The sequence below is a fragment of the Pseudoalteromonas sp. G5_S1_14_S5 genome, from assembly GCF_054968605.1.
This window is the reverse complement of record NZ_JBQKUM010000016.1, coordinates 18,249-34,509: the sequence shown is the minus strand read 5'-3', so window position 1 is coordinate 34,509 and position 16,261 is coordinate 18,249. Positions and strand designations below refer to the sequence as shown.

General features: G+C 45.9%; 13 protein-coding genes. All 13 read left to right on the top strand.

What is annotated here, in order from left to right:
- Positions 1-106 precede the first annotated feature (106 nt).
- The 13 genes from aroK (at position 107) to ACTRWI_RS06945 (ending at position 16,151) form a co-directional block, all read left to right on the top strand.
- Complete coding sequence (aroK, locus tag ACTRWI_RS07005) at positions 107-625, top strand: shikimate kinase AroK (protein WP_004737165.1); 519 nt, start codon at positions 107-109, stop codon at positions 623-625.
- Positions 626-650: 25 nt separating this feature from the next.
- Complete coding sequence (aroB, locus tag ACTRWI_RS07000; RefSeq protein ID WP_499130077.1) at positions 651-1,739, top strand: 3-dehydroquinate synthase; 1,089 nt, start codon at positions 651-653, stop codon at positions 1,737-1,739.
- Positions 1,740-1,818: 79 nt separating this feature from the next.
- Positions 1,819-3,327, top strand: coding sequence for an SPOR domain-containing protein (locus ACTRWI_RS06995; protein WP_499130076.1), 1,509 nt, complete (start codon positions 1,819-1,821; stop codon positions 3,325-3,327).
- Between the two features lie 69 nt (positions 3,328-3,396).
- A complete protein-coding gene (locus ACTRWI_RS06990) occupies positions 3,397-4,242 on the top strand; it encodes a Dam family site-specific DNA-(adenine-N6)-methyltransferase (protein WP_004737168.1) in 846 nt (281 codons plus the stop codon).
- Positions 4,243-4,427: 185 nt separating this feature from the next.
- On the top strand, positions 4,428-5,102 hold the full coding sequence (rpe, locus tag ACTRWI_RS06985) for a ribulose-phosphate 3-epimerase (RefSeq protein WP_008222304.1): 675 nt from the start codon (positions 4,428-4,430) through the stop codon (positions 5,100-5,102).
- 120 nt (positions 5,103-5,222) lie between these two features.
- Positions 5,223-5,909 (top strand): phosphoglycolate phosphatase, encoded by a 687-nt coding sequence (locus tag ACTRWI_RS06980; RefSeq protein WP_499130074.1) that lies wholly within the window; start codon positions 5,223-5,225, stop codon positions 5,907-5,909.
- Between the two features lie 151 nt (positions 5,910-6,060).
- Positions 6,061-7,077: a tryptophan--tRNA ligase gene (gene trpS / locus ACTRWI_RS06975; RefSeq protein ID WP_004737171.1), complete on the top strand. Its 1,017-nt coding sequence runs from the start codon at positions 6,061-6,063 to the stop codon at positions 7,075-7,077.
- Positions 7,078-7,461: 384 nt separating this feature from the next.
- Positions 7,462-10,056, top strand: coding sequence for an ExeM/NucH family extracellular endonuclease (locus ACTRWI_RS06970; RefSeq protein WP_499130072.1), 2,595 nt, complete (start codon positions 7,462-7,464; stop codon positions 10,054-10,056).
- Positions 10,057-10,265: 209 nt separating this feature from the next.
- Positions 10,266-10,844 carry an aminodeoxychorismate/anthranilate synthase component II gene (locus tag ACTRWI_RS06965; RefSeq protein ID WP_499130070.1) on the top strand — a complete coding sequence of 193 codons (579 nt, stop codon included), beginning with the start codon at positions 10,266-10,268 and terminating at the stop codon, positions 10,842-10,844.
- A 464-nt stretch (positions 10,845-11,308) separates the two neighbouring features.
- Positions 11,309-12,520, top strand: coding sequence for an aspartate aminotransferase family protein (locus ACTRWI_RS06960; protein ID WP_063522871.1), 1,212 nt, complete (start codon positions 11,309-11,311; stop codon positions 12,518-12,520).
- Positions 12,521-12,627: 107 nt separating this feature from the next.
- On the top strand, positions 12,628-13,647 hold the full coding sequence (astA, locus tag ACTRWI_RS06955; protein WP_408743263.1) for an arginine N-succinyltransferase: 1,020 nt from the start codon (positions 12,628-12,630) through the stop codon (positions 13,645-13,647).
- A 39-nt stretch (positions 13,648-13,686) separates the two neighbouring features.
- A complete protein-coding gene (astD, locus tag ACTRWI_RS06950; RefSeq protein WP_499130068.1) occupies positions 13,687-15,144 on the top strand; it encodes a succinylglutamate-semialdehyde dehydrogenase in 1,458 nt (485 codons plus the stop codon).
- A 215-nt stretch (positions 15,145-15,359) separates the two neighbouring features.
- The gene (locus tag ACTRWI_RS06945; protein ID WP_499130067.1) at positions 15,360-16,151 is read left to right on the top strand and encodes a DUF1338 domain-containing protein; all 792 of its coding nucleotides are present in this window, start codon (positions 15,360-15,362) and stop codon (positions 16,149-16,151) included.
- Positions 16,152-16,261: the final 110 nt, after the last annotated feature.

Below are 16,261 nucleotides of genomic sequence, written 5' to 3'. Positions count from 1 at the left end.
ATTATCTGTGAGGAATCGGTGCCACGGGCCTTTTAATTTCAGTACTTGTACTGACCTACCTTGTGGCGATGTCATTGAATTAACGTTGTAAATTACTGCTAAAAACATGGCTGAGAAACGCAATATTTTTCTTGTTGGCCCAATGGGCGCCGGCAAAAGTACAATTGGTAGACACCTAGCTTCCCAACTTCATATGGAGTTTCTAGACTCTGACACTGTGATTGAAGAGCGCACTGGCGCAGATATCGCATGGGTTTTTGATGTTGAGGGCGAAGAAGGTTTCCGTAAGCGCGAAGAATCTGTAATCAACGATCTGACTGAAGAGCAAGGTATTGTTCTAGCGACAGGTGGTGGTTCAGTGATGAGCAAAGAAAACCGTAACCGTCTATCTGCACGAGGCATTGTTGTATACCTAGAGACAACAATTGAAAAGCAACTTGCTCGCACAAACCGCGACAAGAAACGTCCTCTACTTCAAACAGACAACCCGCGTGATGTGCTAGAAGATCTAGCTGTATCTCGCAACGCACTATACGAAGAAGTGGCGGACTACACAGTTCGTACTGACGACCAAAGTGCAAAAGTGGTAGCCAACCAGATCGTAAAAATGCTAGAAGAACGTTAAGTTCATTTTTTCGGAGAGCAAACCCATGGAACGGATTACGGTCAATCTAGCTGAGCGTAGCTACCCTATCTCTATTGGCGCCGGGTTATTTGACGACCCGGCGTACCTTTCTTTTTTATCAGACAAGCAGAAAGTCGTTGTTATAAGTAATGTGACAGTAGCGCCTCTTTATGCTGATAAAATTCTATCTTTACTGGATCAAGTTGGCTGTCAGACATCTCTTCTAGAGTTACCTGATGGTGAGCAATACAAAACGCTTGAAACGTTCAATTCAGTGATGAGCTACATGCTTGAAGGAAATTACAGCCGCGATGTGGTGGTAATTGCTTTAGGTGGTGGTGTTATCGGTGATTTGGTCGGCTTTGCTGCATCTTGTTACCAGCGTGGTATTGATTTCATTCAAATCCCGACAACGCTTCTTTCTCAAGTGGACTCTTCTGTTGGTGGCAAAACCGCAGTAAACCATCCTCTTGGTAAGAACATGATCGGTGCATTCTACCAACCAAAATCTGTGATCATCGATACCAACTGTTTATCAACGCTTCCTGAGCGTGAGTTTGCTGCGGGTATTGCTGAAGTGATCAAATACGGCATCATTTACGATGAAGCCTTCTTTGATTGGTTGGAGCAGAATCTAGAGAAACTTTATCAACTTGATGAACAAGTACTGATTACCGCAATTGCTCGTTGTTGTGCAATTAAGGCTGAAGTGGTTGCCCTAGATGAAAAAGAGTCAGGAATCAGAGCGTTATTGAACCTAGGTCATACATTTGGTCATGCGATCGAAGCAGAGCTAGGCTATGGTAATTGGCTACATGGTGAAGCTGTGTCTTCAGGTACTGTAATGGCAGCGAAAACTGCTCAGTTACAGGGACTGATCACTCAGCAGCAGCTTAAGCGAATTATTTCTATACTTAAGAATGCGAAACTGCCAGTTCATACGCCAGAAAGCATGTCTTTTGAAGACTTTATGACGCACATGATGCGTGATAAGAAAGTGCTGTCTGGTCAATTACGTCTGGTATTGCCAACAAGTATTGGTACTGCTGAAGTGGTTGCTGATGTGCCTCAGGACATCATTAAACAAGCGATTGATTTCTGCCGTACTCTTTAAATTTGGTTGTGAGGTTGCCTAGTTAAACTCCAGGCAACTGAAGCGTTTTACTGATCGATCTAATCAGTAGGGATCCGCAATGAGTTTGGCTCATGAAATAAGAGTATTAGAGTTAGAGTCTCAAGTTGAGCTGCTAGAGCGCTTACAGCTTTTGACTAACTTTGGTTCAAATCTAGTAACGGTGGCTGGTAAACCTGGCTCTGGCCGTTCTTGGTTAGCACAGCGTTATCTCGAAGCGTGGGCGACAGAAAAAAATCAGTGTTTACTGCTTTGTCATCCAAGCCAAGACGACCAACAACGCCGCGCGCTTATTCTTAGCCAAATTGTTTCTGATCCGCTATTTAATCAACATGACTCCTTGTCTGATAGCCTAGCAAGGTTGCTGGATGGTGAGCCGTGTTGCGTGGTTATCGTTGTCGATGATGCCCACCGACTCTCTGAGCTATTGGTATCCGAACTATGGATGTTGGTACTGGAAGCTCAAGCTAATCCCCAATGGACGATCAATGTCGTTCTTTTCTCAGAAATTGGTCACCTAGACACCTTACTCACACGTCTAAGTTACGGCCAACAACATAAGCCTATCGATCTTGAGATCGATGACCTTTCGCAACCAGAAGCTGAACATTTCTTTGAATCATTGGTGATTCGATATGTGGATGATGAGTCTGAAACTCGTGTGCGACGTGCATTTAACAAAGCGCAACCTCTGCCTGGCGAGTTAATGGCTTTAGGAGAATTGAAAGTGGAAAAAAGGATTATTATTCGCTCAATCATTGGCTCACCAATCAATATCGCTATTGTGGTGGCCCTGTTGCTGTTGTTAATTGGTGGTGGTTATTGGTGGATGTTCAGCCAACCAACCCCAGATGACAAAGCGCAATCTCTGATCGCACCAATCGAGCAGACTGCTATCCCAACGTTTGAAATGGACAGCGGCTCAGAACAAGCCGGTGTTGAGGGAGTTGTAGACTCAGAAGCATCAACTGACATCAGTTATCAAGGCGCTGATGATGACAGTTCATCTTTGCCACCGGTTGTGGTGGAAGAGACGGCTAGCGTGGGTGAGGTTGAGCAAGACCAACAGCGTGTCGTGATTACTTCGGATGTGGTTGATGCTCTACTGGATGATAAAGCTCAGAGTGCTGATACCAGTGCCATTAATGCTGTGGTTGAAGAGAACACCCAAGTAGAGGCTAATTCACAGGCTGAGGCGGAAGCGGTTGCTTCAGTTAATGAAGAGTCTGACTTAACTGAATCAACGCCTCCGACTAAGAAGATCACCTTCTCGTTTTCTCGTGAGGAGCTACAAGCTATCTCACCGCGAGCTTACACCTTACAGTTGAGTGCGATGACTTCACTGGAGGACGTGCAATCTTTCATCGAAGAATACGACCTAGAGAACAAGGTTCGTATTTATCCAACTCTGCGCAGCGATACCAAGTGGTTTATCATCACTTACCAAGATTACCCAACGATTCAGGTGGCGCGAGATGCGGTAAGTACACTCTCAAAACCACTTCAACAGCTGGAACCTTGGGCAAAATCGATGAATCAAGTGCATCGAGAGATAGAACGTGCGAAATAACCCTGAGCTTAGTCTCAAAATATGTTACATTCCGCAGCCGTATTTTTGTGTTGATAGATAGAGCAGTAAATGAAAAAGCAGCGTGCCTTTCTAAAATGGGCTGGTGGTAAATATGGCCTAGTTGAAGACATCCAACGTCACCTGCCACCTGCTCGTAAATTGGTAGAACCATTTGTTGGTGCTGGCTCTGTGTTTTTGAACACGGACTACGAACAGTACCTGCTGGCTGATATCAATCCCGATCTTATCAACCTGTACAACCTACTTAAAACCGACCCTGAGACCTACATTGCGGAAGCAAAGCGTTGGTTCTGCCCTGAGAACAATCGCAAAGAAGCCTTCTTAGATATCCGAGCTCAGTTTAACGATACTGACAATGTTATGTATCGCTCACTTGCTTTCTTGTACATGAACCGATTTGGCTTCAATGGTCTGTGTCGCTACAACAAGAAAGGCGGTTTTAATGTTCCGTTTGGTTCTTACAAAAAGCCTTACTTCCCAGAAGCTGAGCTGGAATTTTTTGCTGAAAAAGCGAAAAAGGCCACCTTCGTGTGTGAGGGATACCATGAGACTTTTAGCCGTGCCCGTAAAGGTTGCGTGGTGTACTGCGATCCTCCGTACGCACCGCTCTCAAATACCGCTAACTTTACCTCTTACGCAGGTAATGGCTTCAGCTTAGATGATCAAGCAGCACTGGCTGACGTTGCTGAAAAAGCGGCGACAGAACGCGGCATCCCTGTTTTGATTTCTAATCACGACACGACATTAACACGTCGCTTGTATCATGGTGCAGAGTTGAACGTGGTGAAGGTGAAGCGCACCATCAGTCGAAATGGCGCTGGTCGTAATAAAGTGGATGAGCTACTCGCACTGTTCCATCAAGATAAAAACCAGCAACATGCAGCAGCAGAATAATCACGAACACCTCAAATTGAGTGACCAACAGGTACTTTCTTAAACTAATCTCTCGAACTGCTAGGATCTGCTTAGGTGCTTAGGTAGAATTGCCCCCCAAATAGTCTTGGGGTTGAATCTTGTATGCGTATGAGGTGCCAGCAAGGCGGTGAACTCGCAATTTACTTACTCTTAAGAGGTTTGGTATGAAAGATTTTCTAATCGCTCCATCAATTTTGTCTGCAGATTTTGCTCGTCTTGGTGAAGACGTTGAAAAAGTACTCGCAGCCGGTGCTGACGTTGTGCACTTTGATGTGATGGATAACCACTACGTACCTAACCTGACTTTTGGCGCACCTATCTGTAAAGCACTGCGTGACTACGGTATTACTGCTCCAATCGATGTTCACCTAATGGTGAAGCCGGTTGATAACATCGTACCTGAGTTTGCAAAAGCTGGCGCATCGATGATTACCTTCCACGTAGAAGCATCAGAGCATATCGATCGCACTCTACAACTGATTAAAGAGCACGGCTGTAAAGCGGGCGTGGTTCTAAACCCTGCAACACCACTATCTTGCCTAGATTACATTATGGATAAAGTAGACATGATTCTATTGATGTCTGTGAACCCAGGTTTCGGCGGCCAATCTTTCATTCCTCACACGCTTGATAAGCTGCGCGCGGTTCGTAAGCTGATTGACGAATCTGGTCGTGATATTCGCCTAGAGATCGACGGTGGCGTAAAGGTGGATAACATTCGTGAAATTGCAGAAGCGGGCGCAGATATGTTCGTTGCTGGCTCAGCTATCTTTAATCAACCAGATTACAAAGAAGTGATTGATGAGATGCGTGCAGAGCTTGCAAAAGTAAACGCATAAAAGTAGAACTAGGGTTAGTTGACCTAAAATCAAAAAATTTAGATTAAGGGGGCTGATTGGCCCCTTTTTTACGTCTTATTGCTCAACACATGAGACGAGTATAATTAATAGGAAAGTAAGATGTCATTAAGCTCAATAAAACTGATCGCCTTTGATTTGGATGGAACCTTATTAGACAGCGTGCCTGATTTGGCAGTAGCTGCTGACCAAGCTTGTCAGGAGCTAGGCTTCCCTTCAGTGAGTGAAGAGCAAGTTCGTGATTATGTAGGCAATGGTGCTGACGTGCTTATCGGTCGTTCATTAAGCCGCGACCTAACTGTGGACCCAAGTTTAGAGCCAGAGCTACTGAAAAAAGCGCGTATCTTGTTTGATGATTTCTATGAGCAGGGCGGCCATAAACTGAGCCACCTTTACCCATCAGTAAAAGAGACGTTGGCAGAGCTGCACCAAGCGGGCTTTACTATGGCATTAGTAACCAACAAGCCATCGAAGTTTGTACCAGACGTATTAGCGCAACACGGCATCGATAAGTACTTTGTAGATGTACTTGGCGGTGACTCTTTCCCAGAGAAAAAACCGAACCCAGTAGCGCTAAACTGGTTGCTAGAAAAGCACAATGTGAAAGCAGAAGAGATGCTAATGGTCGGTGATTCAAGTAATGACATTAAAGTGGCAAAGAACGCGGGTTGTCATTCGTTTGGCCTGACTTACGGCTACAACCACGGTGAGCCTATCTCAGCATCAAACCCTGACTATGTGGCAGATAATGTCGCGCAATTGCTCGATGTTGTTCTAGTTTCTGCATAAAGCGGACAAAAGTTAGCTAACCCACTAGCAAAATACTTATCAATGAGTACACTGGATGAGCCGCGCAGAAAGAGCTGTGCGGCTTTTCTATATTTAAGTTAAGAAGCTAAGCCATCAATTGACTTAGCGAATAAGCAAAGGAATTAAAACCATGAGCAAGCCCATCGTATTGAGTGGTGTTCAACCATCTGGTGAACTAAGTATCGGTAACTACTTGGGTGCTCTACGTCAATGGCAACAGATGCAAGATGACTACGATTGCCAATACTGTGTGGTAGACCTTCACGCAATTACGGTTCGCCAAGATCCGAAAGCACTGCATGAAGCGACTCTAGACGCACTAGCAATCTGTCTTGCTGTCGGTGTTGATCCAAAGAAGAGCACGCTATTTGTTCAGTCTCACGTACCAGAGCATGCTCAACTTGGTTGGCTTCTTAACTGTTACACACAAATGGGTGAACTGAGCCGTATGACTCAGTTTAAAGACAAGTCTGCGCGTCACTCAAATGACGTGAACGTAGGTCTGTTTGATTACCCTGTTTTGATGGCTGCGGACATCCTGCTTTACGGTGCTCACCAAGTACCTGTAGGTAGCGACCAGAAACAACACCTAGAGTTAGCGCGTGATATCGCAACTCGCTTCAACAACATCTACTCGCCAGAACAGCCAATCTTCGAAGTGCCAGAACCGTACATCCCAACAGTGAATGCACGTGTAATGAGCCTGCAAGATGCGACGAAGAAGATGTCTAAGTCGGACGACAACCGTAAGAACGTGATTACTCTGCTAGAAGAGCCTAAGTCGATCATCAAGAAGATCAACAAAGCGCAAACGGATGCAGAAACACCACCACGCATTGCTCACGATTGGGAAAACAAAGCGGGTATCTCTAACCTGATGGGCCTTTACTCGGCAGCAACAGGTAAAACATTCGAAGAGATTGAAGCGCAGTACCAAGGCGTTGAAATGTACGGCCCGTTCAAGAAAGATGTGGGTGCCGCGATTGTTGAGATGCTTGAGCCGATTCAAGCGGAATATCACCGTATCCGTGCTGACCGTGCCTACATGGACGCAGTAATGAAAGCGGGCGCAGAAAAAGCTTCTGAGCGCGCAGCAGTAACGCTGAAGAAAGCATACGAAGCAGTAGGTTTTGTAACTCGCCCATAGGGTGACTCAACACCTTCCGCTGTAAAATCTAAGCCCAAAGTAACTGTGTTTACTTTGGGCTTTTTAGTGCCCGCTAGTTAAGGCTTCCCAATAATCGTGCTGTTTTAATTGATGATTTACACATTTTACGCTTAACACATTCTTGATATCCATGTTGTGCAGAACATCTTATTAAATGAGTTTTGGCATTATAAATTTTCACTCATTTCTATTTGTGTTGGAAATATATTGTGTGCCAAACAATTGATGATTCCAAAGTGATAAGTTCCTCATTTTCTTGCTAACTGACTTATTCCTTTCATAAATAAACCTGATAGTTACCACAAAATACATGACTGCTCATAGATGGCAGTAATTATAAATCGATGAACTCAGGTGAAACGGATGGCTCTTTTACACAAACCTTCATTGCTAGCAGTGGCAATTGGTAGCTTGTTAACGACAAGTGCACACGCTGATTTGTTTATTTCACAATACGTGGAAGGCGGCAGCTACAACAAAGCGGTTGAGATCGCCAATAACGGCGACAGCAGCATTAATTTAGATGGTTATTCACTGGTTAAATCAGCGAATGGCAACGGATCATGGGGCGCCACTTTACCTTTAGATGGCCACGTTTTAGCGCCTGGTGAGGTACTTGTTGTTGCGCATAGCAGTGCAAGCGATGAGATTAAAGCGGTCGCTGACATTCTTAATGCTTCATTGGCTAATCACAATGGTGATGACCCGTTGGCTATCTTGAATGCAGACTCAAGCGTGCTGGACATGGTTGGCGTGATGGGCGATGTCGACTGGGGTAAAGATGTTACCTTGGTTCGTGCTGAACAAACCCCATTGGCGACGTTTGATGCTTCACAATGGGTATCGCTACCGAAAGACAGCATTGAAGGTCTAGGTTCTCTAGATAATGTTGAGTTGCCAGACGCCTTTGCTTGTACGCAAGACGGCGCTGCTCCAGTATTCACCACCATTCAAGAAATCCAAGGTGAGGGCGCAACATCGCCGTTCATCGATGGCTACCCGTACATCACCGACGATGAGTATTTCGTAAAAGGAGTGGTAAGCGCAGTTACTACCGGCCTAACTAAAGGTTTCTACCTACAAGCTCTTGAGGATGATTTCAACTCAAGCACTTCTGAAGGTCTATTTGTTCATACCAATCAATCTAGCTCTGAATTAGCTGCAGGCGATGTGGTGTGTGTGAAAGGTAAAGTACAAGAATACTACAGCCACACTCAGCTTAAAGTTGAAAACAATCAGTGGTTAAAACAAGGCGAGCAGGACGCGCCTGAAGCGACAGCCATTGAAGTATTAGACACCGATGAGAACTTCGCGGCGACACTTGAGCGCTACGAAGGCATGTTGGTGAAAACAACCGAAGCACTAGATATGCGTGTAACGCGTACCTTCGGATATGACTATGCTGGTCGTCGTAACAACATGGTTTTGGCGCATGAGCGTATCAACATGCAACCAAACCAACTTTTCGCAGCGGGTTCTGATGAAGCGAAACAGCAAACGGAAGACAATGCTGACCGTCGTCTTTTCGTAGAGACTGACCAAAAAGCGGGTGATGGACAAGTACCTTTCTACCCAGACTTTGGCCGTACCGACATCGATCAAGATGGCTCAACGGAAGACTATATCCGTATTGATGACACTATTGTTGGTCTAGAAGGCGTGTTGACCTACAGCTATGGTGAATACCGCCTGATCACGACTAACCAGATCACCGCTGAAAACTTCGTTCGCAACGACCCACGTACCGACAAACCAGATATGGATGAAGGCGACTTACGTATTGCGACCTTTAATGTACTGAACTACTTCAACTCTCCATTTGGCGGTGATGCGAACCAGCATGGTAACAACCGTGGTGCAAACACCATCACTGAGTTTGAAGTGCAACAAGAGAAGATTGTAAACGCGATTCTTCGCTTGGATGCTGACATCATCGGCTTGATGGAAATTGAGAACAACGGCTTTGGTGAAGGTTCGGCAATTCAACAGCTTGTGAATCAACTTAACGATCGTATTGAGCATAAGAAAGACCGTTACACCTTTGTTGCTGTCGACTCTAATGAAGATGGCGTTACCGACGAAATGGACTCGATCGGCACTGATGTGATTACTACGGGTGTTATCTACCGTAAGAAGGTGGTTAAGCTTAAAGACAGCCGTGTTATCGCGATGCCAAGCCAGCAAGCACCAGAGGTGTTAGACGACTCAGGTAAGGTGATTGAAGATGGTAAGAACTATCAACGTGACTCATTGGCGCCAACCTTTAAGGTGAAGGGCACCAAAGAGAAACTGACTGTCGCGATTAACCACTTTAAATCGAAAGGCTCTAAGTGTTGGGAAGATGCAGCTCCTGTTGAGCAAGGCGGTCAAGGTGGCGTAGATGCCGATAAGCAAGGCTCATGTGAGAATTTCCGTGTTGCAGCGGCGGTTGCACTGGGCGAAGCACTCGATGGCATTGAAGGTCACAAAGTGATTCTGGGTGATATGAACTCGTATGGCATGGAAGATCCTATGCTGGTTCTAACGGATTACTCTGAAGAGAAGTACGGCAAGCAGATCAAAGCGGCGCGTAACACTTACATTAATGGCGTTGAGCAGTTTGGTGATAACGGTGCTGTGATTACTAAGAACTACGGCTATGTTAATGCGGTCGCGCAGAAGCACCCAGACAGCTGGAGCTACTCATACAATGATGAAGTGGGTGCGTTAGACCACTTATTGGTGAGCGAGAGCTTAAAAGACATGGTGGTCGACGCGACCGATTGGCATATCAATGGTGGTGAATCGACGTTGTTTGACTACAACGAAGAGTACAAAGGCGACCTACCTAAGTACCAAGACCACTTCCGTTCATCGGATCATGATCCAGCGGTTCTTGAGCTAAAAGTCGGTGGTTCGTTTGGCTTTGGCGCGTTGATGTCACTGTTTGGCTTAGCGATGTGGCGCCGTCGTAAGTAGTGAGCGAATCAGCTTTACTGCGAACGGTGAAAGTGAGTACACGCCACCGAATGCGGGTAATTGATAGTTATCTGTAAACAATTAAGGTCAACTTAGGTTGGCCTTAATTATTGGTTAAATGCAGTTTCCACTTGCCTTTCGCTATGGGTATTGCACAATACTGCCCCTATATCTCCCAATCATTTAGTATTTAGCAAACGATTTCACCCATGTTACTTATCATTGATAACTACGACTCTTTTACCTATAACTTATATCAGTATTTCTGTGAGTTAGGGGTAACTGTAAAAGTTGTACGCAACGATGAAATTGATATTACGGGTATTGAAGCGCTGAATCCTAGTCATCTTGTGATCTCCCCGGGGCCTTGTACGCCGGATGACGCGGGTATCTCTCTACAAGTCATAGAATACTTTGTTGGCAAGTTGCCGATCTTAGGTGTGTGTCTTGGCCATCAAGCCATTGCTCAGGTATTTGGCGGTGAAGTGGTGAGAGCAAGACAAGTGATGCACGGTAAAACCTCACCGATACGCCACAATGGTAAGAGTGTTTTCCAAGGGCTGCATAACCCACTAACCGTCACGCGTTACCACTCCCTTGTGGTGAAAAACGGCACACTACCAGATTGCTTTGAACTGACTTCTTGGACAGAGCTTGAAGATGGCAGTATGGATGAGATCATGGGTTATCAGCACAAAACCTTGCCAATTGATGCGGTTCAGTTCCACCCTGAATCGATTAAAACAGAGCAAGGGCACCAAATTCTGGCTAACTTTTTAGCACGTTAAGTGTTTAAAGCAGGCGTTTTATTCTCCTAAATAGGAGAGCTTAACCTGCGAACTCCTTCGTTATACGTTTTAATTCGAGTTTTACCGAGCTCGATCCTTCTGACGCCGATCACTTTTTATAACATTTCTTCCTCATCAGGCTAAGTTTTTAGCCTATGCAAAGTTATTCGCCGTATTTCCTTTTGAATTCAATATACCGCTGTGCCAGTAAGGCTTTGCCTTTGCAGGATAGGCGTATACGTAGAAAAAGCTTCATAAAACAAGTTGATTGATGCATAAATAGTCATAGGTAGTGAGGTTTAGCTGGTTGTGAGCGATGGCTAAAGAATAATCTACTATTGAAAACGTTAATTAAATGTAAATATAATGCTGCGGCGGGATTGTAGCGAGACAAAATTTTTTCGTCTCACTTATGATTCATTACGCTTATTTGCGAAGCTTGCGGTATCGAGAAGGAATGTACGATGACAGTGGAAAATAATGTAGAACGTAGTCTGTTTAATGAGGTGATGGTGCCTTGTTATAACCCAATGGAAATGATCCCGGTAAAAGGGGAAGGCGCACGCGTATGGGACCAACAAGGCCGAGAGTATATCGACTTTGCTGGTGGTATTGCTGTGAGCTGTTTGGGTCACTGTCACCCAGCAATGGTGAATGCCGTTACTGAGCAAGCAAACAAGATTTGGCACTTAAGTAATGTAATGACCAACGAACCTGCACTGCGTCTAGCGAAGAAGCTAACTGACGTATGTTTTGCAGACAAAGTATTCTTTGCGAACTCTGGCGCAGAAGCGAATGAAGCAGCACTTAAGCTAGCTCGTCGTTGGGCAGCGGATGTTCACGGTCCTGAGAAATCTGAAATCATTGCATTCAAACAAGGTTTCCATGGTCGTACTTTCTTTACTGTAACCGTTGGTGGTCAAGAGGCTTACTCTGATGGCTTCGGTCCAAAGCCTGGTGATGTAACTCACCTACCTTACAATGATATTGCAGCTCTAGAAGCGCATATCTCTGATCGTACTTGTGCCATCATGATGGAACCTCTGCAGGGTGAGGGCGGTATTATTCCTCCAACGGCCGAGTTCGTGAATACGGTTCGTGAACTATGTGACAAACACAATGCACTGCTGATTTTTGATGAAGTACAAACAGGTAATGGCCGTACTGGTGATTTCTATGCTTACCAAGGTCTGGGTGTAACACCAGATATCCTAAGCACGGCGAAGTCACTAGGTGGCGGTTTCCCTATCGGCGCAATGCTAACGACATCTGAACTAGCAACACACCTTAAGGTTGGTACTCATGGTTCTACTTACGGTGGTAATCCACTTGCGTGTGCGGTAGCAGAAGCTGTAGTTGACGTAGTTAGCCAACCTGAAACTCTGGCTGGCGTGAAAGAGCGTGAAGCGCTATTCCGTGATGGTCTAACTAAGATTAACGATAAATACCAAATTTTCAGTGAGATTCGCGGTAAAGGCCTATTGCTAGGTGCTGCACTGAATGACGAATGGCAAGGACGTGCGCGCGACGTATTGGTAGCAGCAGGCGAGCAAGGCCTGATGGTACTGGTTGCGGGTGCAAACGTGGTTCGTTTCACTCCATCACTGGTTATCACTAAACAAGAAATTGAAGAAGGCTTATCAAAACTAGACAAAGCAATCGCTACGCTAGTATAGCCTGAGCGGCGTCATAGGAATGATCGCCACTAGAGCGATCCCATGACGTTCTGCTAAAGGCCCAAGCTTTTGGTCTTGGGCCTATTTTGCATCTGGAGGGAATATTGATGCTAGTTGTTCGCCCAATAAAACTGTCTGATTACGATGCGCTGCACACCTGTGCAGTTGAATCTGGTCATGGATTCACATCTCTTCCGGTTAACGAAGAATTGTTAACTAACCGAATTACCCACTCTGAATACAGCTTTGCGAAAGCAGACGTGACTGAACCTGGTGATGAAGGCTACCTAATGGTGGGTTTCGACGCTGAAACTGGTGAAGTCGCTGGTACAACAGGTATCGAAGCTTCGATTGGCTGGGATGTGCCTTTTTACTCGTACCACATCAGTAAAGTGGTTCACTCTTCACAGCGCCTTAAAGTGAATAACGTGGTTAAGCTGCTGACGTTTGGTAATAACTACACAGGTTGCAGCGAAATTTGTACGTTGTTCTTACGTCCTGATTACCGCAAAGGCTTGAACGGTCGATTGATGTCTAAGTGTCGTTTTCTACTGATGGCTGAGCACCCAGAGCGTTTCTCGAAAACGATCTTTGCTGAGATGCGTGGTGTATCAGACGCAGAAGGCAACTCGCCATTCTGGAAATGGTTACAAGAGCACTTCTTCTCGATTGATTTCACACTCGCCGATTACCTAACAGGTATTGGTAAGAAAGGCTTCATCGCTGACCTTATGCCGAAGCTGCCAATCTATGTAAACCTATTGAGTGAAGAAGCTCAGGCGGTAATTGGTCAAGTGCACGACAACACCCGCCCAGCATTGAAACTGCTGGAGCGTGAAGGTTTCACTAATCGTGGTTACGTCGACATCTTTGATGCGGGACCAACGGTTGAGTGTGATTTAAGAAACATCGAATCTGTGCGTCACTCTATTCGAGCACAGGTTCAAATTGCAGAGCACTCTAGCTCTAAAGACTTCCTAATTGGTAATACCTCGTTTGAGAACTTCCGCGCAGTTGCCGCGAAAGGTGCGTATGACCAGGCAAGCGACACAGTGATTTTATCATCTGAAGTAGCAAGCGCTCTTGAAGTGAAAGAAGGCGATTTCGTTCGCATGCTGGCTCAATAAGAGCGGCGATTATCTGTCGAAGATTTTAAGGATAGAAGTATGACTCAGTGGATAGCAGGACAATGGGTGGCAGGTCAAGGTGACGCCATGACATCAGTAAGCCCATACAACAACGAAGTAGTGTGGCAGGGTGATAGTGCAACACCGGCACAGGTTGAATCTGCAGTGACAGCGGCTCGCGAAGCGTTTCTAGTTTGGAAAAAACTGAGCTTTGCTGAGCGTGAAGCGATCGTGTTGAAGTTCGCGGAAAAGGTAAAAGAGAACAGCGAAGAGATCGCGCAAATTATCGCAAAAGAGACGGGCAAACCTATTTGGGAAACTCGTACTGAAGCAGGCGCAATGGCGGGTAAGATCGCTATCTCTATTCGTGCTTATCACGACCGTACTGGTGAAGCATCACGTGAAGCAGCGGGTAACCAAATTGTACTTCGTCACCGTCCATTGGGCGTGATGGCGGTGTTTGGTCCTTACAACTTCCCGGGCCACCTACCTAATGGTCACATTGTTCCAGCACTGCTAGCGGGTAACACTGTGGTATTCAAACCATCAGAGCAGACACCTTGGACTGGTGAGTTTGCGATGAAGCTATGGCAAGAAGCGGGTCTTCCTGCTGGCGTAATCAACCTAGTGCAAGGTGCTAAAGAGACAGGTATCGCACTGGCGGATGCTAAAGGCCTTGATGGTGTGCTGTTCACAGGTAGCGCCAATACGGGGCACATCCTTCACCGTCAATTCGCGGGTCAACCGGGCAAGATGCTGGCACTAGAGATGGGGGGTAATAACCCTATGGTGATCAGTGACCAGTACGGTGATGCAGACGCAACGGTATACACCATTATCCAATCAGCGTTCATCAGTGCTGGTCAACGTTGTACATGTGCTCGTCGCCTGTATGTTCCTGTTGGCGAGAAGGGCGATCTGCTACTCGACAAACTGGTCGCAGCGACACAGAAGATTCGTGTTGATCAGCCATTCGCTGAACCAGCTCCTTTCATGGGGCCGCAAATCTCTGAAGCTGCAGCTAAGTTTATTCTAGAGGCACAAGCTAACCTGCAATCTCTAGGTGGTATCAGCCTAGTGGAAGCAAAAGCGGGCGAAGCGGCATTTGTTTCTCCAGGCATTATCGATGCAACTCACATTGCTGAGCTACCAGATGAAGAGTACTTCGGCCCATTGCTGCAAGTGGTTCGTTACCAATCGCTAGAGCAAGCGGTTGAGTTAGCTAACGATACTCGCTTTGGTCTGTCTGCTGGCCTGGTATCAACCGACGATACTGATTGGGAATACTTCGTTGACCATATCCGCGCGGGTATTGTTAACCGTAACCGCCAGCTAACAGGCGCAAGTGGTGATGCACCATTTGGTGGTCCGGGTGCGTCAGGTAACCTACGTCCAAGTGCTTACTATGCGGCAGACTACTGTGCTTACCCAATGGCTTCAATGGAAGGCGGTGAAACTCAACTGCCAGCCACATTTAGCCCAGGCATCGAGCTGTAGTTTAGATTGATATTAAGCTAATCCTTAATTGATAGTTATGAGATAAGGAAGCGGCGTATCGTTTCCTTATTTTAACCACGCTCAGCATCAAGATTGGGCGGCAGATAATAATAGAACAAGTATGTCACAGGCTGATGGCTGCTGACTTTTTGTCTCAGTCTCTCCCTTTCTAATCCAAATCACTAGCTTGCTAGAACCTCTGACAAGGAGTCACCATGACGCCCGATCTACTCTTTAAATCTCTATGGGACGATTACATTCATAGACTTTGCCCGTTGGCAGAGAAAGTGCATCACTTGTTAAAAGAAGATGAAGCGCTGATCAACGATCACATTGCATTGCGTACCTTTAATGTTGCCCCTCTAGGTATTGAAACATTAGCTAAGCCATTCCTTGAACTGGGTTACAAAGCATGTGGCGATTACTTGTTTGAAAGTAAGAAGCTAGTGGCTAAACACTACGAACACCCAGATCCAAAACAACCGAAAGTGTTTATTAGTGAGTTGAAGGTAGAAGAGTGTTCTAGTGAATTACAGCAGATCGTTGCCAAATTGGTTGAGCAGGTTGATGCAAGTAAGTTAGAGGGACATGAATTCCTATTTGGTGGCCGCCTCTGGGATTTAAGCTTCGCTGATTTCCAACTGCTAGCCAAGGAGAGTGAATACGCCTCTTGGTTAGCCGCTCACGGTTACGGTGCCAACCACTTCACGGTTAGTGTCAATCAATTGAACAAGTTCGATGAAGTACAAGCAGTGAATGACTACCTAAGTGATGCTGGTTTTACGATTAACGCATCAGGTGGAGAGGTAAAAGGCTCTCCAGAGGTATTATTAGAGCAATCATCAACCATGGCAGATAGAGTGCCAGTGGCATTCGTTGAAGGCAATGAGATGATTCCTGGTGGCTTCTATGAGTTCGCTAAGCGCTATGCTATGGCCAATGGTGAGCTTTATACTGGTTTTGTTGCTGCATCGGCGGATAAGATCTTCGAAAGCACCAACGGGTAACGAAAGATACGAGCACGGGCTTTGCCCTAGAGAGGTGGGTACGCTTCGCTTCGAGAATGTTTACAAGGCGAGAGCCTCATGTGTTCCATTCGTATCTCGTATCTTCTCTC

Bases quoted from the DNA above. Each gene is read 5' to 3' on its own strand.
- aroK (WP_004737165.1), top strand. From the start codon at position 107: ATGGCTGAGAAACGCAATATTTTTCTTGTTGGCCCAATGGGCGCCGGC.
- aroB (WP_499130077.1), top strand. From the start codon at position 651: ATGGAACGGATTACGGTCAATCTAGCTGAGCGTAGCTACCCTATCTCT.
- ACTRWI_RS06995 (WP_499130076.1), top strand. From the start codon at position 1,819: ATGAGTTTGGCTCATGAAATAAGAGTATTAGAGTTAGAGTCTCAAGTT.
- ACTRWI_RS06990 (WP_004737168.1), top strand. From the start codon at position 3,397: ATGAAAAAGCAGCGTGCCTTTCTAAAATGGGCTGGTGGTAAATATGGC.
- rpe (WP_008222304.1), top strand. From the start codon at position 4,428: ATGAAAGATTTTCTAATCGCTCCATCAATTTTGTCTGCAGATTTTGCT.
- ACTRWI_RS06980 (WP_499130074.1), top strand. From the start codon at position 5,223: ATGTCATTAAGCTCAATAAAACTGATCGCCTTTGATTTGGATGGAACC.
- trpS (WP_004737171.1), top strand. From the start codon at position 6,061: ATGAGCAAGCCCATCGTATTGAGTGGTGTTCAACCATCTGGTGAACTA.
- ACTRWI_RS06970 (WP_499130072.1), top strand. From the start codon at position 7,462: ATGGCTCTTTTACACAAACCTTCATTGCTAGCAGTGGCAATTGGTAGC.
- ACTRWI_RS06965 (WP_499130070.1), top strand. From the start codon at position 10,266: ATGTTACTTATCATTGATAACTACGACTCTTTTACCTATAACTTATAT.
- ACTRWI_RS06960 (WP_063522871.1), top strand. From the start codon at position 11,309: ATGACAGTGGAAAATAATGTAGAACGTAGTCTGTTTAATGAGGTGATG.
- astA (WP_408743263.1), top strand. From the start codon at position 12,628: ATGCTAGTTGTTCGCCCAATAAAACTGTCTGATTACGATGCGCTGCAC.
- astD (WP_499130068.1), top strand. From the start codon at position 13,687: ATGACTCAGTGGATAGCAGGACAATGGGTGGCAGGTCAAGGTGACGCC.
- ACTRWI_RS06945 (WP_499130067.1), top strand. From the start codon at position 15,360: ATGACGCCCGATCTACTCTTTAAATCTCTATGGGACGATTACATTCAT.